At 37.5% G+C, this 17,055-nt stretch carries 17 protein-coding genes; 3 read left to right on the top strand and 14 right to left on the bottom strand.

Annotation, left to right across the window (positions count from 1 at the left end; translation table 11 throughout):
- Positions 1-4: 4 nt before the first annotated feature.
- The 10 genes from V7127_RS11030 to V7127_RS10985 all read right to left on the bottom strand — a co-directional run bounded on the left by V7127_RS11030 (position 5) and on the right by V7127_RS10985 (position 11,706).
- Positions 5-922 carry an ABC transporter permease gene (locus V7127_RS11030; protein ID WP_335485910.1) on the bottom strand — a complete coding sequence of 306 codons (918 nt, stop codon included), beginning with the start codon at positions 920-922 and terminating at the stop codon, positions 5-7.
- A 225-nt stretch (positions 923-1,147) separates the two neighbouring features.
- Positions 1,148-2,716, bottom strand: coding sequence for an ABC transporter substrate-binding protein (locus tag V7127_RS11025; protein WP_335485907.1), 1,569 nt, complete (start codon positions 2,714-2,716; stop codon positions 1,148-1,150).
- On the bottom strand, positions 2,713-3,912 hold the full coding sequence (locus V7127_RS11020) for a M20 metallopeptidase family protein (protein ID WP_335485904.1): 1,200 nt from the start codon (positions 3,910-3,912) through the stop codon (positions 2,713-2,715). Before V7127_RS11020 ends, V7127_RS11025 begins: the two co-directional genes overlap by 4 nt.
- Before the next feature lie 156 nt (positions 3,913-4,068).
- Positions 4,069-5,250, bottom strand: coding sequence for a M20 family metallopeptidase (locus V7127_RS11015; protein ID WP_335485901.1), 1,182 nt, complete (start codon positions 5,248-5,250; stop codon positions 4,069-4,071).
- 230 nt (positions 5,251-5,480) lie between these two features.
- Complete coding sequence (locus V7127_RS11010) at positions 5,481-6,242, bottom strand: MerR family transcriptional regulator (RefSeq protein ID WP_335485898.1); 762 nt, start codon at positions 6,240-6,242, stop codon at positions 5,481-5,483.
- A gap of 115 nt (positions 6,243-6,357) precedes the next feature.
- A complete protein-coding gene (locus tag V7127_RS11005) occupies positions 6,358-7,647 on the bottom strand; it encodes a polysaccharide deacetylase family protein (protein WP_335485895.1) in 1,290 nt (429 codons plus the stop codon).
- Between the two features lie 230 nt (positions 7,648-7,877).
- On the bottom strand, positions 7,878-8,528 hold the full coding sequence (locus tag V7127_RS11000; RefSeq protein WP_335485892.1) for a TetR/AcrR family transcriptional regulator: 651 nt from the start codon (positions 8,526-8,528) through the stop codon (positions 7,878-7,880).
- An 18-nt stretch (positions 8,529-8,546) separates the two neighbouring features.
- Positions 8,547-9,344: an ABC transporter permease subunit gene (locus tag V7127_RS10995; protein WP_335485889.1), complete on the bottom strand. Its 798-nt coding sequence runs from the start codon at positions 9,342-9,344 to the stop codon at positions 8,547-8,549.
- A 14-nt stretch (positions 9,345-9,358) separates the two neighbouring features.
- Complete coding sequence (locus V7127_RS10990; RefSeq protein WP_335485886.1) at positions 9,359-10,231, bottom strand: ABC transporter ATP-binding protein; 873 nt, start codon at positions 10,229-10,231, stop codon at positions 9,359-9,361.
- A 176-nt stretch (positions 10,232-10,407) separates the two neighbouring features.
- Complete coding sequence (locus V7127_RS10985) at positions 10,408-11,706, bottom strand: HAMP domain-containing sensor histidine kinase (RefSeq protein WP_335486031.1); 1,299 nt, start codon at positions 11,704-11,706, stop codon at positions 10,408-10,410.
- Positions 11,707-11,979: 273 nt separating this feature from the next.
- On the opposite strand from V7127_RS10985, the gene V7127_RS10980 reads away from it, so the two are divergent.
- From V7127_RS10980 to V7127_RS10970, 3 genes are read left to right on the top strand one after another with little or no spacing between them, the layout of a single operon-like run.
- Positions 11,980-12,546 carry an IMEF encapsulin system ferritin-like cargo protein gene (locus tag V7127_RS10980; RefSeq protein WP_335485883.1) on the top strand — a complete coding sequence of 189 codons (567 nt, stop codon included), beginning with the start codon at positions 11,980-11,982 and terminating at the stop codon, positions 12,544-12,546.
- Positions 12,547-12,566: 20 nt separating this feature from the next.
- On the top strand, positions 12,567-13,406 hold the full coding sequence (locus tag V7127_RS10975) for a family 1 encapsulin nanocompartment shell protein (protein WP_335485880.1): 840 nt from the start codon (positions 12,567-12,569) through the stop codon (positions 13,404-13,406).
- A gap of 12 nt (positions 13,407-13,418) precedes the next feature.
- Complete coding sequence (locus tag V7127_RS10970) at positions 13,419-13,799, top strand: 2Fe-2S iron-sulfur cluster-binding protein (RefSeq protein ID WP_335485877.1); 381 nt, start codon at positions 13,419-13,421, stop codon at positions 13,797-13,799.
- 35 nt (positions 13,800-13,834) lie between these two features.
- Here V7127_RS10970 and V7127_RS10965 read toward each other — a convergent pair whose 3' ends face one another.
- The 4 genes from V7127_RS10965 to V7127_RS10950 form a co-directional block, all read right to left on the bottom strand.
- A complete protein-coding gene (locus V7127_RS10965; protein WP_335485874.1) occupies positions 13,835-14,308 on the bottom strand; it encodes a hypothetical protein in 474 nt (157 codons plus the stop codon).
- A gap of 297 nt (positions 14,309-14,605) precedes the next feature.
- Complete coding sequence (locus V7127_RS10960; protein WP_335485871.1) at positions 14,606-15,382, bottom strand: sulfite exporter TauE/SafE family protein; 777 nt, start codon at positions 15,380-15,382, stop codon at positions 14,606-14,608.
- 47 nt (positions 15,383-15,429) lie between these two features.
- A complete protein-coding gene (locus V7127_RS10955; protein WP_335485868.1) occupies positions 15,430-15,660 on the bottom strand; it encodes a sulfurtransferase TusA family protein in 231 nt (76 codons plus the stop codon).
- A 58-nt stretch (positions 15,661-15,718) separates the two neighbouring features.
- Complete coding sequence (locus V7127_RS10950) at positions 15,719-16,831, bottom strand: MBL fold metallo-hydrolase (protein WP_335486028.1); 1,113 nt, start codon at positions 16,829-16,831, stop codon at positions 15,719-15,721.
- Positions 16,832-17,055 lie beyond the last annotated feature (224 nt).

Here is a 17,055-nt window from a genome sequence, read left to right as displayed (position 1 = left end):
TACTTTAATCATATTTAATTCTTGGATCTAGAAAACGATAAGCTAAATCGGCAAATAAATTACTGAAAATAACAAACAATGCAATGATAAATGTTGCTGCTTGAACTACTGCCATGTCACGGGCATTCACTGATTGTATTAAAAGCTGACCCATTCCCGGCCACGCAAATACAGTCTCAGTAATAAGTGTTCCTCCAATTAAAGTTGAAGTTTGCAAGGCCATAATCGTAATAACAGGAATTAAGGCATTACGCAGCCCATGCTTATTAATAACGATTGCTTCAACCAAGCCCTTTGCTCTAGCCGTTCGAATATAGTCTTGTCCCAAGATATCAAGCATGCTTGAACGAATTAATCTGGTCATCTGTGCTGCTATTCCAGCTCCTAAAGTTATTGCTGGCAAAACAAGATGAGCCATCGTTCCTCTTCCTGACACTGGGAACATGCCTAAAGTAACTGAGAATAATAAAATAAGCATGATTCCTAACCAGAAGTTAGGCATTGCTTTTCCAAGCACAGAGCCACCTGTAATAAATAAATCCAAGAAAGAATTTCTTCTTGTTGCAGATAAAATTCCTAACGGGACAGAAATAATGATCGCAACTACCATAGAGGCAGTTGCCAATTCTAATGTCGCAGGCAAACGATCCAGAATGATAGGAAGTGCAGCCTCTTGATATTTGAATGAATTTCCAAAATCCCCTTGAACAAGATTACTTATAAAAACTCCATATTGCACAAGGAGAGGTTTGTCTAAGCCTAGTGCACGGGTTAATTCTTCGCGTTCTTCTTCTGTAGCATCCATTGGTAATGCTAATGTAACAGGATCACCCGTTACATTAACGAGTATAAAAACAATTAATGTAATTAAAAACAGAACAGGTATGATCTGTAATATTTGTTTGAATAGAAATTTCTTCATCCTTTCACCTCATTGTAAATGGTAAATATCGTATTGCCTGTAGACGGCGTTTTAGTAAAAGGTCTAATATATGTNNAATATATGTGGTGCATTCTTCAGATGTAAGTCCCTGACTATAACAATTTGTTTAAATTAGCCACTCACTGAATGTAGTTTGAGGTTACTTTATTCATATTGATAATGGAAAAGGTCCCATTAACGAGACCTTTTCACTAGACAAGTTTATTATTTGACAACTTCAACATCATCTACAACATACCATTCATCAATGTGTGTCTCATATGTTAGCTTGTCACTCATGCCAAGGAATTGGTCTAGTGTGTATAAATAAACACGAGGGCGTTCTTCTGCCACGATTTCTTGAACTTGTTTATATTGCTCAGCACGTGCCTCTTCATTCATATTATACATCGCTTCATCTAAAAGCTTTTCAACCTCAGGGTTCTTATAGTCCGTTTCACCTGCAGTAATGGCAGGGTGAACTTGTCCTAAAGGATTGGAAGCATCACCTAAAGAATTTGCAAAGCCAACCATGTACACTTCTTTAAACGTTTTTCCACTCACGTTTTCTAAAAACTTACTCCATTCTAATGGTTCAAGAGTTACGTTGACGCCCACTTCCGCTAACATCGCTTGGATTAATTCAGCCGATTCCTTATCCTTTAAATAACGTCCATTTGAAACACTTAATGTAAGATCAAGCCCTTTTTCATACCCTGCTTCTTTTAATAATTTCTTCGCTTTTTCAGGATCAAATAAACTTTTCCCATATAAATCTTCATTCCCGCCAAATGAATATGGAGTTACTCCCGTTCTCGTCGGTGTTCCTGCTCCTCCATAAATTGTGTCAATGATCAATTGTTTATCGATGGCTAAATCAATGGCTTCCCTTACTCGAGGATCAGTTGTTGCATTTCCATCAGTTAAGCGGAGAACCAGCTGCATGATACGATGTGTTGGTCCTGATACCATTTGTGTGCCTTCATTATTTTTTACTCGCTCCCAATCACTTGGAGGGATATTTACCGCCATATCTACACCACCCGTTAGAAGCTCTGCTACACGGGTAGAATCTTCAGGGATAATACGGAAAACAACTTTTTCCCATTTCGGATCATATTTATGATACTCAGCAAATTTTTCAAGCACGATACGATCATCTTTTTTCCATTCAACAAATTTATACGGTCCTGCACCTACTGGATTTTTCAAGAAATGCTCCCAGCCGTTTTCTTCGATATATTTTGCAGGCAAGATCCCAGATCCTTGTCTGGATACACGATTAAGCAATACTGGGTCTGGCCCATTTGTAATAACTTGAAACGTATGATCATCAATTACTTTTACTTCTTTAATTTGTTTAAAATATTTATTTTCTAATAATGATGTATCAGTTGCAGCGCGCTCTAATGAAAATTTCACATCATTAGAAGTCACTGGGTCACCATTGTGGAATTTTGCCTTTGGATTTAAGGTGAACTCCCAAGTTAATTCGTCAATATTTTTCCAAGAGTCAGCTAAATCAGGAACAAATTCACCATCACGATTCTTCTCAATTAAGGAATCAAACATATTCACATGGATAGCTTGTGTTTGTGTTGCTTGGTGGTTATGAACATCAAAACTCGCCACATCAGCACTAACTGCGATGGTTAAATCCTTATCACTATTTTCAGTACCCTTACTTCCTTTTGAGCCATTGGCAGTTGAGGCATTATCACCATTACTGCAGCCCGCAATAATAACCATTAAAACCATTAAAACTATAAAACTAGCATTTCTAAGCTTTTTCATGATCGTCCTCCATTATGTTGTTTTGTTTCATTATTAAGAAAATTTAGAGCCAACTGAACTAATGCAGCGGATCCTAGCGGCAATATTTCATCATTAATATCAAATAGCGGATGATGGAGCGGATAGCTTCCATCCTTACTCGCTCCCAATCGGAAAAATACGCCTGGTATATGTTTCGTATAATAGGAAAAATCTTCTCCGCCCATCGATGGTTTAATATAATTAAAGTTTGAATCACCAACTAATTCCTTAGCGGTTTGATCAAGCAAATCAACCATTTGGTCATCATTGATTACACTTGGGTAACCCATGTCGTAATTAAATTCATAATTTGCACCAAAGGCTTCTGTTACACCTTTAATAATACTTTCCATTTTATTCGGCATCGCTTCCCTTACTTCGGGGTTTAAAGTTCTGACAGTTCCAATAAAAGTAACCTCTGGAGCTATGATATTATAAGCACTGCCCCCCTCAATTTTTCCAATCGTTAATACCGCAGGATCTAATGGGTCAATTTGTCTGCTTACAACATGCTGCAATGCTGAAATTACTTCACTTGCTACAGTAATAGAGTCAACAGTTTGATGTGGTCTAGCAGCATGGCCGCCTACTCCAATTACTTTCACTTCAAACGTGTCAGCTGCAGCCATCGCCTGATTCCGAACTACAGCAAGAGTTCCAGATGACAGCATAGGATCTATATGTAAACCTGCAATTCTATCAACTGCCGGACTAGATAATACCCCATCCTCAATCATTGCTGGAGCTCCGCCTAAGCCCTCTTCAGCCGGTTGGAAAATTAGTTTAATGTTCCCCTTCTCTGGGCCTCCCATTTCAGCCAATAATTTAGCGGCTCCCATAAGCATACTCGTGTGAGCATCATGACCACAGGCATGAGCCTTTCCTGGAATCTTTGAACGATAATCGACTGTTTTCCGGTCTTCCATCGGCAAAGCATCCATATCTGCTCTTAGTGCAATCGTAGGACCTTCGCTTTTCCCTTTTATCAATCCAACAACACCAGTTTTTCCGATATTTCTTGTTGTTTCGATTCCTAAAGACTCCAAATGTTCGGCAACGATTTTTGATGTTCTAACTTCTTCAAAACCCAATTCTGGATGCTGGTGAAAATCGCGTCTCCATGTTATTAACTGATTTTTAAGCTCATAGGCTTTTTCAAGAATTTCTGATTTCATTGAAGTTCCCATAGCCAAAATTACCCCCTACTTACTTTTTAATATAATTTTATAAATATATTAAAATTTTTTCTCTTTATTAAAATTGTCTGTCTTTTTAATAGTATTACTATAATACGTTAATGCGTTAATAGTCAAACAATTTTTTTAATATAATTATTCCGACTTATTAAGATAGTCTAATGAGACCATTGCTAATGTCTTCGCAGCAACAAGCATAGCTCTTTCATCAATATCAAATTTAGGATGGTGATGCGGATAGTTAGCACTAATATCCGCCTTACCTGCACATGTATAGAAAAATGAACCAGGCACATGTTTTAAGTAGTAAGAAAAGTCCTCTCCACCCATGATTGGTGTAATCTCAAACACATTTTCAGGCGCAATCACTTTATTTGCTGCTTCTACAACAAGATTTGTTTCATTCGGATGATTCCATAGTGATGGGTAGCCACAAGTATATGTATATTCACACGATCCACCTGCCGACATACAAATCCCTTTAGCAATATTTCCAATCTCTTCTTCAATTTTAGTTCGTACTGTTTCATCAAAAGTTCTAACGGTTCCCTCGATAACTGCCCTATCTGAAATGACATTAAAGGCATTTCCCGCATGAAATGACCCTACCGTTACAACTGCAGTGTCTAGTGGATTCAACTTGCGGCTTACAATATTTTGTAGATTAGCAACAATCTGGCTACCTAGTACTATTGCATCTACCGTTTCGTGCGGATATGCACCATGCCCGCCTTTTCCGATCACGTTAATGCTGAATTTATCAGGAGCTGCCATCATATATCCAGATCGATAGCCAATTTTTCCATACGGAATCGTTGACCTAACATGCGTACCAAAAATCGCATCAACGTTTTCAAGGCAGCCGTCTTCAATCATGGCAATTGCCCCTCCTGGAAGTACCTCTTCTGCATGCTGATGAATAAATACAATATTTCCTGCAATTTCTTCTTTCACACTAGTTAATGCTTTTGCCAAGACAAGCAGGCTCGCAGTATGCGCATCATGTCCACACGCATGCATGACTCCTTCAACTTTTGATTTATATTCAACTTGTTTCTCATCTTGTATGGGCAGGGCATCAAAGTCTGCTCTTAAAGCAACTGTTTTTCCCGGCTTTCCGCCTCTTAATGTTGAAACTACACCTCTCCCTCCAACCCCTGTCTTAACTTCTAATCCTAGTTCTTTATGAAACTCGGCAATCTTATTAGGGGTTCTTACCTCTTTAAATGAAAGTTCAGGATGCATATGAAAATCTCGGCGAATTTGTACCATTAAAGGATAGTCACTTTCAAGAATACGGAATATTTCGTTTTTCATAAAAACCTCCTTAAAACATTGATAAACTTTTCACATTCAGAAAGTAAAAATAAAAAATGCTCCTTAATTAGCAAGCATTCTTTAGAAAAATGACCATTAATTACTTTTTTATTATTATTTGAATATAAAGATATCACTTTTATCACATTGACGCAATAAAGTTTTGTTATTTTTCTAAAAAGTTATTTTTAAATAATTAACAAAAGAGTCTGACAATAAATCCATTCTCTTTACTTTATCCCCGTATAAATGTAGTTAGCATCCCTTAAAAACTCAGCTGTGCCTGGCTGCTCCTTATCGTAATATGCCGTAAATCTCTCATCATCCACATACATTTGGGCAAGACCCGCATGCGCTTCCTTACTGTATTCTTTCCAATAATAGCATAGCCATTGTTTATGCAAATCTGCTGCTTTTTGGGCTAGGTCACCTGCTGGATCTCCTATTGCGAACGCTGCTGCTAAAGTAGCGGTAACCTCATTTGCCAGATTTGTGACCTTTTCATAGTCCTCTTCTGTCATATTCATGAGCTTTGCATTAGATTGATCGATTGTATCATTGCCATACTTTTCTCGCATTTCCTTACCATATTTCTTCTCGTTATCCTCAATCATTTTCTTCTTAAATCCACTAAATTTTTCTTTATCCGTCATTTGAATTCTCCCTTCTGTTTGTTCAATGGTTTTCTCCACATTAGTAATTAAGGCATCTAGCTGTTTTCTTTTTTCCAGGAGTTTTTCGCGATGCTCTCTTAGTGCATGGGCCCCATCAAAGGCCGGTGATGTTATGATGTTTTTTATATCGTCCAAACTCACATCTAATTCCCTGTAAAAAAGTATCTGCTGCAATCTATCAACCTCTGACTTCCCGTAAATCCGATATCCTGATGAATTCATTCTTGCCGGCTTTAGAATGCCAATTTCATCATAATATCGTAATGTCCGGGTACTGACCCCAGCTAATTTTGCCAATCCCTGCACCGTATATTCCATTCGCAAAACCTCCTCTTAAATTAAATTTACACCTTGACGCAACGTTAAGGTCAATAGCTTTTTTCAAAAAGAAAAACCCTTACCGAATATCGAGGTAATGGGCCCATTCAAACACCTATTTATAAGCTTTTACATGTAATAATGTTTCCAAGTCAACAATTTCAAATCCCTGTTCCAGCAATGCTTCAATTATATGAGGAAGAGCTCTTTGAGTCTCCGTCTTATCAGAATCAGAGTGCATGAGAATAATATCGCCGTTTCTCACATTTTCCACCACATTGTTTGTAATGTTTTCGGCTTCCATTTGTGACCAATCCAGCGTATCAATGGACCAAAGTATAATCGAATAGCCTTTTTCTTGCGCAACAGCAGCAACTTGGTCATTCGTTTCCCCATATGGTGACCGGAGAATTGCCGGCTCTTTGCCTATTACCGACTTTATCGCTTCTCCTGCTTTATCCATTTCCATTCGAATCTCTTCAATATTCAGCCGAGTTAAGTCTAAATGATTATAGCTATGGCTTAAGATCAAGTTTCCTTTCTCAAAAGCATCCTTTACCACATCCGGGTGCTTCACAACTTCTTTCCCTAAAAAGAAGAAGCTGCCTGGTACCTGATATTCATCTAATATATCAATAATGGCTGGAGTGACAGTTTCATCAGGCCCATCATCGAAGGTTAACGCAACCATTTTTCTATTGGGACCATTTATATAGACATTTTTCTGCTCGTGCGAAAAAAGGACGATTTGCTCTCGCCAATTTTTCATTTTTCTCCAAGCTGCAGCCGTCAATTGATTCGATGCCCCTTTAATATCGAGAGAATACTCATTATCTGCTTGACTTTTTGCCATAGCTCTTTGCGGATTAAAAACAGATATGTGATTGACTCCAGTTTTATTTTTCGGAATCACAAATTTTAATTCAATGTTTTCTTTTAAATTGTAAACATAAATTTTCTCATTACTAAGCTCTCTTATATCCGATGGCTCGCCAAATGCTTCTTCCAAATGTTCAAGTGTAACTTCATTTAAATTCTTCCTATAGGAACGGACATCAAAGATTTCATCCTGCATATTAAACCCTAGTACGACATTTTTATTATGATAGGTAGCATAGGAACCGTAGCCTGCTTTGTCTAATTTGTCGGGTTCTCCCCATTGGGCTTTAACCTGCTCTATATTGCTATTCAATACATTAAATGGACTATCAATGATCATCCCAGTTTGAGCCTTTTCCAGCACTTCATCCAAATTTATTGTGGAAGGCTTTACCTCTTTTGGTTGTAAGGCATTCTCTTTTTGATGGATATTTTCGGGTGGGGGGTTCTTTACAAAATTACAAGCGGATATGACAAAGAGCAAAAATAAATATACTGTGAGCTTTATGATATTCTGCATCGTCATAGAACATACCCCCTGGATCTATTAATGCCTTATAAAGTGAAACTTCAATCAGTGGGGGTTTACCTTCATCCCCCACTTATTGTTAGTTGAACCAATCGGGCCTTTACGGGCTGTTGATCCCCCACTGAGTAATTTTTTGTTTTACTCAACTTCTTGAAGTGGGGGTCTTACAGCCCGTTAATCTGCGATAAATAGTCTATTTATACAGAACTGCTGGGCCAATTGCAACATTATTTATATACCCCATTTTTCACAATTTCTAGGTAATCATTTAACTCCTGAGCAAGGGGATCTGGCTCTGTGAAAAAGTCATAAAGCTTATTTTTATAGAGTGCTTGATATTTATTTCCTAATTGATCACCAATAAACATCGTCATATTAATAACTGTATCAACAGAAATTCCTTCTCTTAGCTTATCTATATGAATAAGCTCTTTAAGATAAATATGCTCCAGCATGAATTCCTTTTGATAAGTTTCAAAATGTTTATTAAGAATGTCCTGCATTTCCTTACTCACTGCAACAGGGGGATTAAATAAGGCATCAGTGATAAGCAGCGTTTCCTGCATAAAGGGCGCAATGATTTCATGCTTCAATAGAAAAATTTCTTTTACCCTTTCAAAAAAGTCATCTGATCTCACCTTTTTTAGTGCTTCCATTGTAATTTCGGTGAGGAGATCAACACAATAACCTACTAGATAAATATATAAATTTTTCTTGCTTTTAAAATAATGAAAAAGAATCCCCTTTGAAATGCCTGCTCTGCTCGTAATCGTATCGGTAGACGCTTTTTCAAAGCCATTTTTTACAAATTCCTCAATCGCCACTTTTAATATTAGATCCTTTTTCTCCTGTGGCTGCTTTTCAAAAACTGAATACAAGAATGAGCACCTTCTTTTTTAGACTGAAATGTCCTTCTTTTTATATATAATAAATGAGACGATGATAGTAATAAGGATAATTGCTCCCATTAGTAGCAAGTAAATTGATTCAATTATATGTTCATTAATTATATTGGCTGCGTCAACATATTTAAACGGGCTGAAATATTTAAGGATATCCAATTCCTTGGATAATCCAGACATGATATTGATAAAGTAAGAAACAATCACAACCGCTAGTGATATCGATAGAACGTTCCTTGTTTTTCTCAAAATCGAAGAGAACATAAAGGCTAGCGCAGCAAAAGTTACATGCAATAACAGCGTCGCTATGGCCAGTAGCGCAAAAGTGCTCCACGGGATCGCTTCTTCTTTAGCAAACTGAAAGCCAATGATACTCGATAGCGTGGATACGATGTTTAAGATTACTATATTAACAATCACAACCATAAGCTTCTCCGCTACAATTTGTCTTCTTGACACAGGCTTAGATAGTAAAAATTCAATCGTTTTTTCATTTTCTTCTTTGGCAAGAATGTTTGAGGCGAGCATTGCTGCATAAATACTTCCTAAAAGAGTCGTCATTATGTAGACCTCAATGCCGTAAAAACCAATTAATGTTCCCAGATTAAGCCGGTCCATCCCAAACATTTGCTTCATGGATTCTGGATAGGCATCAAACAAAGCCTGAATTGACTTCTGCCCCTCGGCAAACTGAGGAAAAATGCTCAATAGCCAGATAATTAATCCCGCAAGCACCAAGCTCCAAATGATGAGTGACTTTTGCCCGCGTCTAAACTCCCTTTTAAAAATCATTGATCTCCCTCCCTCTATTCATAATAGTGCATGAATACTTCTTCAAGAGTCGGCTCTTCTATAAGCACATCTTGAACAGGTAAATCAATAAGATGCTGAAGAAGTACTTTAATCTCCCCGCTATAAAGCAGAGTTACTTCTTTTCCATTTATTTCTCGTTTTAATATCCCATCCACTGTAAAAGAAAACTGTTCAGGCTGTTCAAATGTAATCGTAATATTTTTCACTTTATTTTTCGTCAGATGTTCAATCGTTTCAACTGCCACGAGCTTACCTTCTTTAATAATCGCCACTCGATCACACATTTTCTGAACTTCACTTAAAATATGGGAGGAGAAAAAGATGGTCGCCCCCTTATCCCTCTCTTCAGCAAGGAGTTCGAAAAAGTGATTCTGAATTAAAGGATCAAGCCCGCTCGTTGGTTCATCTAAAATGATCAGCTTTGGTTCATGAAGCAAGGCTTGCACTATACCTACTTTTTTGCGATTTCCAAAAGAGAGGTCTTCAATTTTCCGATTGATATCAAGATCAAGTCTAGCAGCCAAATCCTTCATTCTGGTGCTGTTAAAATTTCCATGAAAACGTGCCGAGTATTTTAATAAATCAACAACCTTCATATCATCATAATAATGAACCTCAGATGGCAAATAACCAACGTTTTGCCTAATTTCCTTTGAATGTTTAATGATATCCTTTCCAAAAATTGTTGCATTGCCGCTCGTCGGATAGATGAAATTCAACAGGGTTCTAATTGTTGTACTTTTCCCTGCACCATTTGGACCGATAAACCCAAAAATCTCAGCTTCTTCAATGGAAAAAGAAACATCCATAATCCCTCGATTCTTTTTATAGGATTTCGATAAATTCTTAAGCTCTACAATACCCACATCTAAACCCTCCTTTTGAGTGCAAACAGATATTGACTGAATAGTCAATTTAATCTTAATGTCAATTGACTGATGAGTCAACATTTTCCCTAACATCTATAAATATATGACGGAATACAAAAAAAGTGAGTTCGCTATTGCAAAATTATTAGCGTTCTCACTTTCACCTAAAGGTATTAAACAACCTTTGGGATCATTATCTTCATTTTTTCACAAGTGGATGTAGGGATTTCAAGGATGACCTCCGTTCCAACACCTAGTTTACTTTTTATATTTATTTTTCCGTTCATGCTTTCAATGATTCGAAAAACAACCATCATGCCGAGACCAGTACCATTGCCTGTCATCGTAAAATAAGGTTCTCCTAATTTGCCAAGGATGGTTTCACTCATTCCAGCACCATTATCTTTTATTGAAATTATGCATAAATCTTCTTTTATTTCAGTTCTTACCTTTATTTGTCCTCCAATAGTCGAGGCATCTATGCTGTTTTTTAAAATATTTACTAAGGCTTGTACAAATTTAGAGTGATCTCCAGAAACGTGACAAAGGCAACAGCTGGATATATCAAGCTGAATTTTTGCCTGTTCTGCCAAAGGTTTTACAATATCAGCAGACTCAGATAAAACCTTTTGTACTGATATCTGTTCAATTTTTTCAGGATATGGCCTTGCAAACGTTAAATAGTCAGATACAACTTTATCAATTCTATCTATCTCCTGCGATGCAATTTCAAAAAAAGCTTCCCTTTTTTCAGTCGGAAGAGACTGATCTTCTTTCAGTAAATGCATCATTCCGCGAACTGTAGTGAGGGGATTCTTCACTTCATGATTAACAGCAGCAGCTAAATGTCCGACAACATCTATCTTAGCTGAATGTAGAAGCTTCATCCGAAGTAGATAGTTCCTCCTAATTGCTTCCAATGATAGATGGACAAAAATAATTCCTATCAGATTGGTAAGCAAGAAGCCCGACCAAAGTTTAAATGAAAACAATTCATTATTATAAAATGAAACAGTTACTAAAATGAAAATGGAAAACATTGTAATAACCGTTGATGCAATCAGTATTTTATTAAAAGTTCTCAAACGAAAATAAAAGGGCCGAATCAAGATCGTTATCGCGGTAAAAAGAATAGAAGTGATTAAAGTAATAATCACACCAGTAGCTCCAATAGTTCCTCCGGTAAAAAGGCGTACGAGAATCGTTTCAACTGTAAGTATAACCCCTACCATAGGACCGCCATAAATAGTTCCGAACCAAAGGGGTACTCTTCTCAGATCAAATTGGATGCCCCCTTCCATATAAAAGGAAAAGACCATACATAGAAGAATGGCTGCAGCGGATGTAAATAAGATGGCATATTTTTGGACAAAAGAACAGTTTGGTTTACTTTCTACCCAAAATTGATGAACAGTCATTGTAATTAGAATAACTAATAAGTTTAAGAGTAAATTGCTGCTTCCATCAATCATCACGCTAATTCCTCCCGCAATAAGATTTATATTCCAACTCACTTTCCTGCTGCGACTTACCTTTTTCCAATTATTAGTGGTAATAACAGACCCAATCTAACATAGAAAAAAGGTAGGAGGGAAATAAATTTGAATATTAAAATAATAGCACGGACAGAAAAAAATGCCTATAAGGAAATTCCCTGAAATATTTATTTTAATCTTTTCTTTGTATGTATGAATTCCTGCCGTCATGGACCATAATGAGTAACAGTGAAAAGCGCGGGAGGTGTAATGGTTTTGAGAGATGAGTTAACGATATTCTATCGGATTTTTTCAACAACGAAGGAAGCGATTGAAAAATTTATGAGTATGCTCGATCCTGTCATAGAGTTTGCTAAAGATGACCATGAGCGGCTTTATTACCACCATATTTACGAGGAAGAGGAACAAAGACTTTCTCGACTGGAAATATTAATTCCCCTTATTGCTAAGTTCGAAGGCATAAAAGACGATCATGCATTTACCCCAACAAACAATGAATTTAATCGACTTCTGCAGGAATTAAACCTTGAAAAGTTCGGCTTACATAATTTTGTTGAACATCTGGATTTAGCACTCTTTCAATTTACGGATGAAGAACGGAGCACGTTACTAAAAAAATTAAGAACGGATGCCTATGCTGATTATCAGCAAGTAAAAGAAATGCTGATGGGAATAAATAAGCGATTTGACCATGATTATATGGATCCACATGCCCATCATGATGAACACCATGACCATTTAGCCCCTCCTGTCACGGTACAGGAGAAGAAAATGAGCTCAGGAAAAAAAGGATTTACGGTAGGTAGTTTAAGATAATTTTAAAGTGAGGAGAAGTAATGAGTTATTCACCAGATTTGCCATTTTCTAGTTCAGAGTACAATCATCTTCAGCAGATTGTCATAGATGCTGCCCGGAGACAGTTAATTGGGCGCCGATTTATCGAATTATATGGGCCGCTTGGCAGAGGCGTGCAAAGCATTTTTAACGATATTTACACTGAAAGCCATGAAGCTAAAATTGATTTCCAAGGGTCCTTTGACACAATTATCGAATCAAGCAAACGCGTTAATTATACGATCCCCATGCTCTATAAGGATTTTGTTCTTTATTGGCGCGATATTGAGCAGGCAAAGGTACTGGACATTCCCATCGATTTTTCCAGTGCGGCCAATGCCTCACGTGATGTCGCTATTTTAGAGGATCAGATGATTTTTCACGGATCAAAGGAATTTGATATTCCAGGATTAATGAATGTAAGAGGACGGCTCACCCACTTAATCAGAAATTGGTATGAGTCAGGAAGCGCCTTTCAGGATGTCGTGGATGCCAGAAATAAATTGCTTGATATGAACCATAATGGACCTTATGCACTTGTCTTGTCCCCAGAGCTTTACTCCCTTTTGCATCGTGTACATAAGGATACGAATGTACTGGAAATTGAGCATGTTCGCGAGCTTGTCACAGACGGTGTTTTTCAATCACCTGTTTTAAAAGGAAAAACAGGCGTACTTGTTAACACTGGCAGGAATAATTTAGATTTAGCCATCTCTGAGGATTTTGATATTGCCTATCTTGGGGATGAAGGCATGAATCATCCATTCCGCGTTTATGAAACAGTCGTTCTTAGAATTAAACAGCCTTCCGCAATTTGTACACTGGATAATCCTGAGAAATAAGGAGTAAGTTTCTTGAATAGAAGGATGCTGACGGTTGGCTCGCTTATTCCGAAAGAAGTGGCAGCGGACTTTGTCGTTCATACGAAAAGCTTAGGTAACAATGATGAAAAAAAATTACCCGTTGCGAAAATAACACCAAAAATAATCGTCTCACAAAATGGGAAAAGTTTTGCCATTCATTTAGTTAAAGGAAGAGTTCTCTTAGATACTGCCCTTGAGCAAGGAGAAGCATTGCAATATAAATGCCGCAAAGGAACCTGTGGCCAATGTATAGTGAAAATTGATGCTGGCTCTTTTCTTTTGCAGTCGCCAAATGAACTGGAGCGTAAGAAATTAAAGAATTCATTGAGTGAGGGATTTCGTCTTGCATGCCAGTCAGAATTCAGGGTATAGAAAAAAACGAGGCGGCGACCTCGTTTTTTTCGAATTTAGGCAAATTTTCTATTGAATTGTATTAAATTATCATCTACTGAAAAAGGCAAGGTGATTTCTTTCTTTTCAAGTACTTTTACACTAATATCCCGAACAAGAACCAATGCTTCTCTTTTAAATGTTGGTGTTACAAAGCCATCGTTAATTTCGCATAATCTTTGCAAGTATTGCAATGTATCAGTTAGCATGAGCTGCATTACTTTTTCGTTGTTTAATTGACAGATCAATTTATATTCTAAGCCCTTCATTATGGCAATTTGATCGACATGAATACAAACATTCATACCTTCTTCATCAATAAAGCAAAGGGAAACATACTGTCCTTTTGACTTGTCGATATTTGTAAATACGGGGTGTTGGAAGACTTCGCCTGAAGTTAACTTCAGCATCGCGGCTTCCGCTGCTCCTCCAATTTTACGCTTATTAGAAATAACCGTTTCAATATCCTTCAAGCCATGCAGCATACTCATGTTGTTCCTCCCAAGAGTGAATTAACTTATTTTCATTGTAGAGAAAATGATAATCATTGTCAATAAGACTTGAACAAGAAGATCATATGTAAAAAATACCGGAAAACTGTATCCGGTATCTGGTGCAAGTTATTCTGTATACGGCTAATCTTTACGGAACCTAGTTATTATGAGTCCGATTATTGGACAGATTTGGGGCAGTTTCTCAGATTTCCGATAAAAACTAGTTATCTGGACAGTTTTTGAGGTTTTCTCATATTCCTGTCCAATTAAATCATCTTCCCTTTGAACCCATTATTATAATATATCAATCCATATTTTTAACGCAGTTGCAACGATTAATAAAGCTAAAATTATTTGCAAAATTTTTGTATTTACTTTTTTTCCCGCTATTGCTCCTAAAGGGGAGGCAATTAAACTTGCAACTACCATAATGAACGCCGGACCATAATCCACCTGTCCAGTTGTAATCTTTCCAACTGTTGCTCCGATTGAAGAAATAAAAGTAATCGCTAAAGATGAAGCAATGGTCATTCTAGTTGGAATCTTTAATACAACAAGCATAATGGGCACTAGTAAAAATGCACCAGCAGCACCAACAATCCCAGCCCCAAGACCAATAACTAAAGCAAGTACAGCTGCTAGCCATTTATTAAATTTAACTTGATCTAAAGGGATATCATCAATTCCCTTTTTAGGAATAAACATCATGATAGCTGCAATTAATGCTAATATTCCATAGATCACATTAATTCCGCTCTCTGACAAAATCTTCGAACCGAATCCACCCACAAAGCTCCCTATTAATATACTAACACCCATATAACCAATTAAAGTTTTATTTAAGTAGCCGCCTTTACGATAGGCCCAAACCCCTCCGATTGTTGCGAAGAAAACCTGTACAGCACTGATCCCCGAAACTTCGTGAGCACTAAATGCGGCAAGCCCCAATAGAGGTGGGATGTATAGCAGCATTGGATACTTAATAATCGAACCTCCTATTCCAAGCATCCCGGAAATATATGATCCGATAAATCCAATAAGAAAGATGGTTATAATAAATGATAAATCCATGTTAAACACCCCTTAAGAAAAGGGAACCTTTTGGCTCCCTTTAGTTTTTACTCCCCTTTTTTAATCCAGAACTTATATACGCCGTTCTCTTCGTTATTTTTCACCAATTCATGCCCACCTGATTTTGACCAAGCCGAAATGTCATTGACTGAGCCTTTATCTGTTGTATGAACCTCCAGTATTTGCCCAGCTTCAAGTTCATTCATCGTCTTTTTCGTTCTAACAATTGGCATTGGACATGCTAATCCTTTTGCGTCTAAAAATTTTGCTGTTTCCATATTGTGATTCCTCCTGATATTTTTATTGTCTAGCCGCAGCATCAAGGCCTTCCACTTGTTATCTCACCGCACAGCGGTTTGGACCAATTTCCATTTCACGCTGTTCTTCTTCGGAAGGGGTGATTTTCCCCATATTGGTTTTGCGAATTTCCTGATAAGCATTTGGTTGCAGCGGTAAGTTTTCAGTGACAAGCTTTCTAAATTCATTTTCATCTTCAATATTTAGTCCATGGTTTTTAGCGAATAATGTGCCAAGCTTTTCTGCAACACTGCCATCTTCATTTAATTCTTCAATAATCATAAAGTGTGCTGGCAGAACGATTAGCTCTTCTGATAGTTCACGATAGCGTTTGTATAAGCTTTCACGTAAATCCCCTACCCAGTCTTCCGCAAGTCCAGCCAAATCTGGTCTTCCGATCGAATCAATGAATAAAATATCTCCTGAAAGCAAGTACTTTTCATCCACCACAAAGGAGGTTGAGCCGATTGTATGACCTGGGGTATATAGAGCATGAACATTGATTGCTGTATGTCCAATTGTCACAACATTGCCGTCTTCTAATGGGTTGAATTCAAAAGTTACCTCGGATGCATCCTTTGGCGGCAGCAAGTAAGTTGCATTTGATTTTTCAGCAATCATACGTCCACCGGAGATATGGTCAGCATGCAAGTGTGTATCGAAAACATGGGTGATATTTACGTTCTTACTTTTTGCAAAGTCGAGAAACACATCTGTCATCCGAGTTGCGTCAATGATGACCGCTTCGCCGTTTGAAATAACCATGTAAGATAAGCATCCCTTCCCAATGCGGACAAACTGATAAATCTCTCCTCCGTCATTTAGATCCCCGATTTTGATGGGTTCTAAATGCTCGCTCCATGCCTTCATTCCTCCTTCTAGATATGAAACTTCCCGGCCGGCTTCTGAAAGCATTTCTGCTACAAAAATGGATGAGCCTTCTTTTGCACACGCTACTAAAATATCTTTATCAGCAGGTAGTTTATCAAGGATACCCTCCACCCCATCAAGTAAATCAAAGTATGGGATATTTAAGTATTCGAATTTTTCCCCTTCGATTTTCCAGTCTTGAAAATCTCCTTCATTGCGAACATCTAAAATAAATAATTCTTCTTTGTTTACAACCTTCTTTGCTGCTTCTTTAGCTGTCATGATATTTACAGACACCTCTCGATTACCCCCTATGGTATTATTTATTTTAAAAAAATTTAGCTTGGATCCATTTTATTAATTCCGATTAGACCCATGATGTCAGGGACGCTCCTTGACACCCTTTCGCTCAGTAAAACTGTTCCGAAGGGCGTTATAAACACTTCTTAACTACCTTCCATTAGGAAAAACTGTCCTGAAGGTCGTTATAAACACTTCTTAACTAC

It is taken from the genome of Bacillus sp. JJ1773, assembly GCF_036962035.1.
Classification (GTDB): Bacteria; Bacillota; Bacilli; order Bacillales; family Cytobacillaceae; genus Cytobacillus.
The sequence above is the reverse complement of the archived record's forward strand: the minus strand, read 5'-3'. Positions and strand labels throughout refer to the sequence as shown.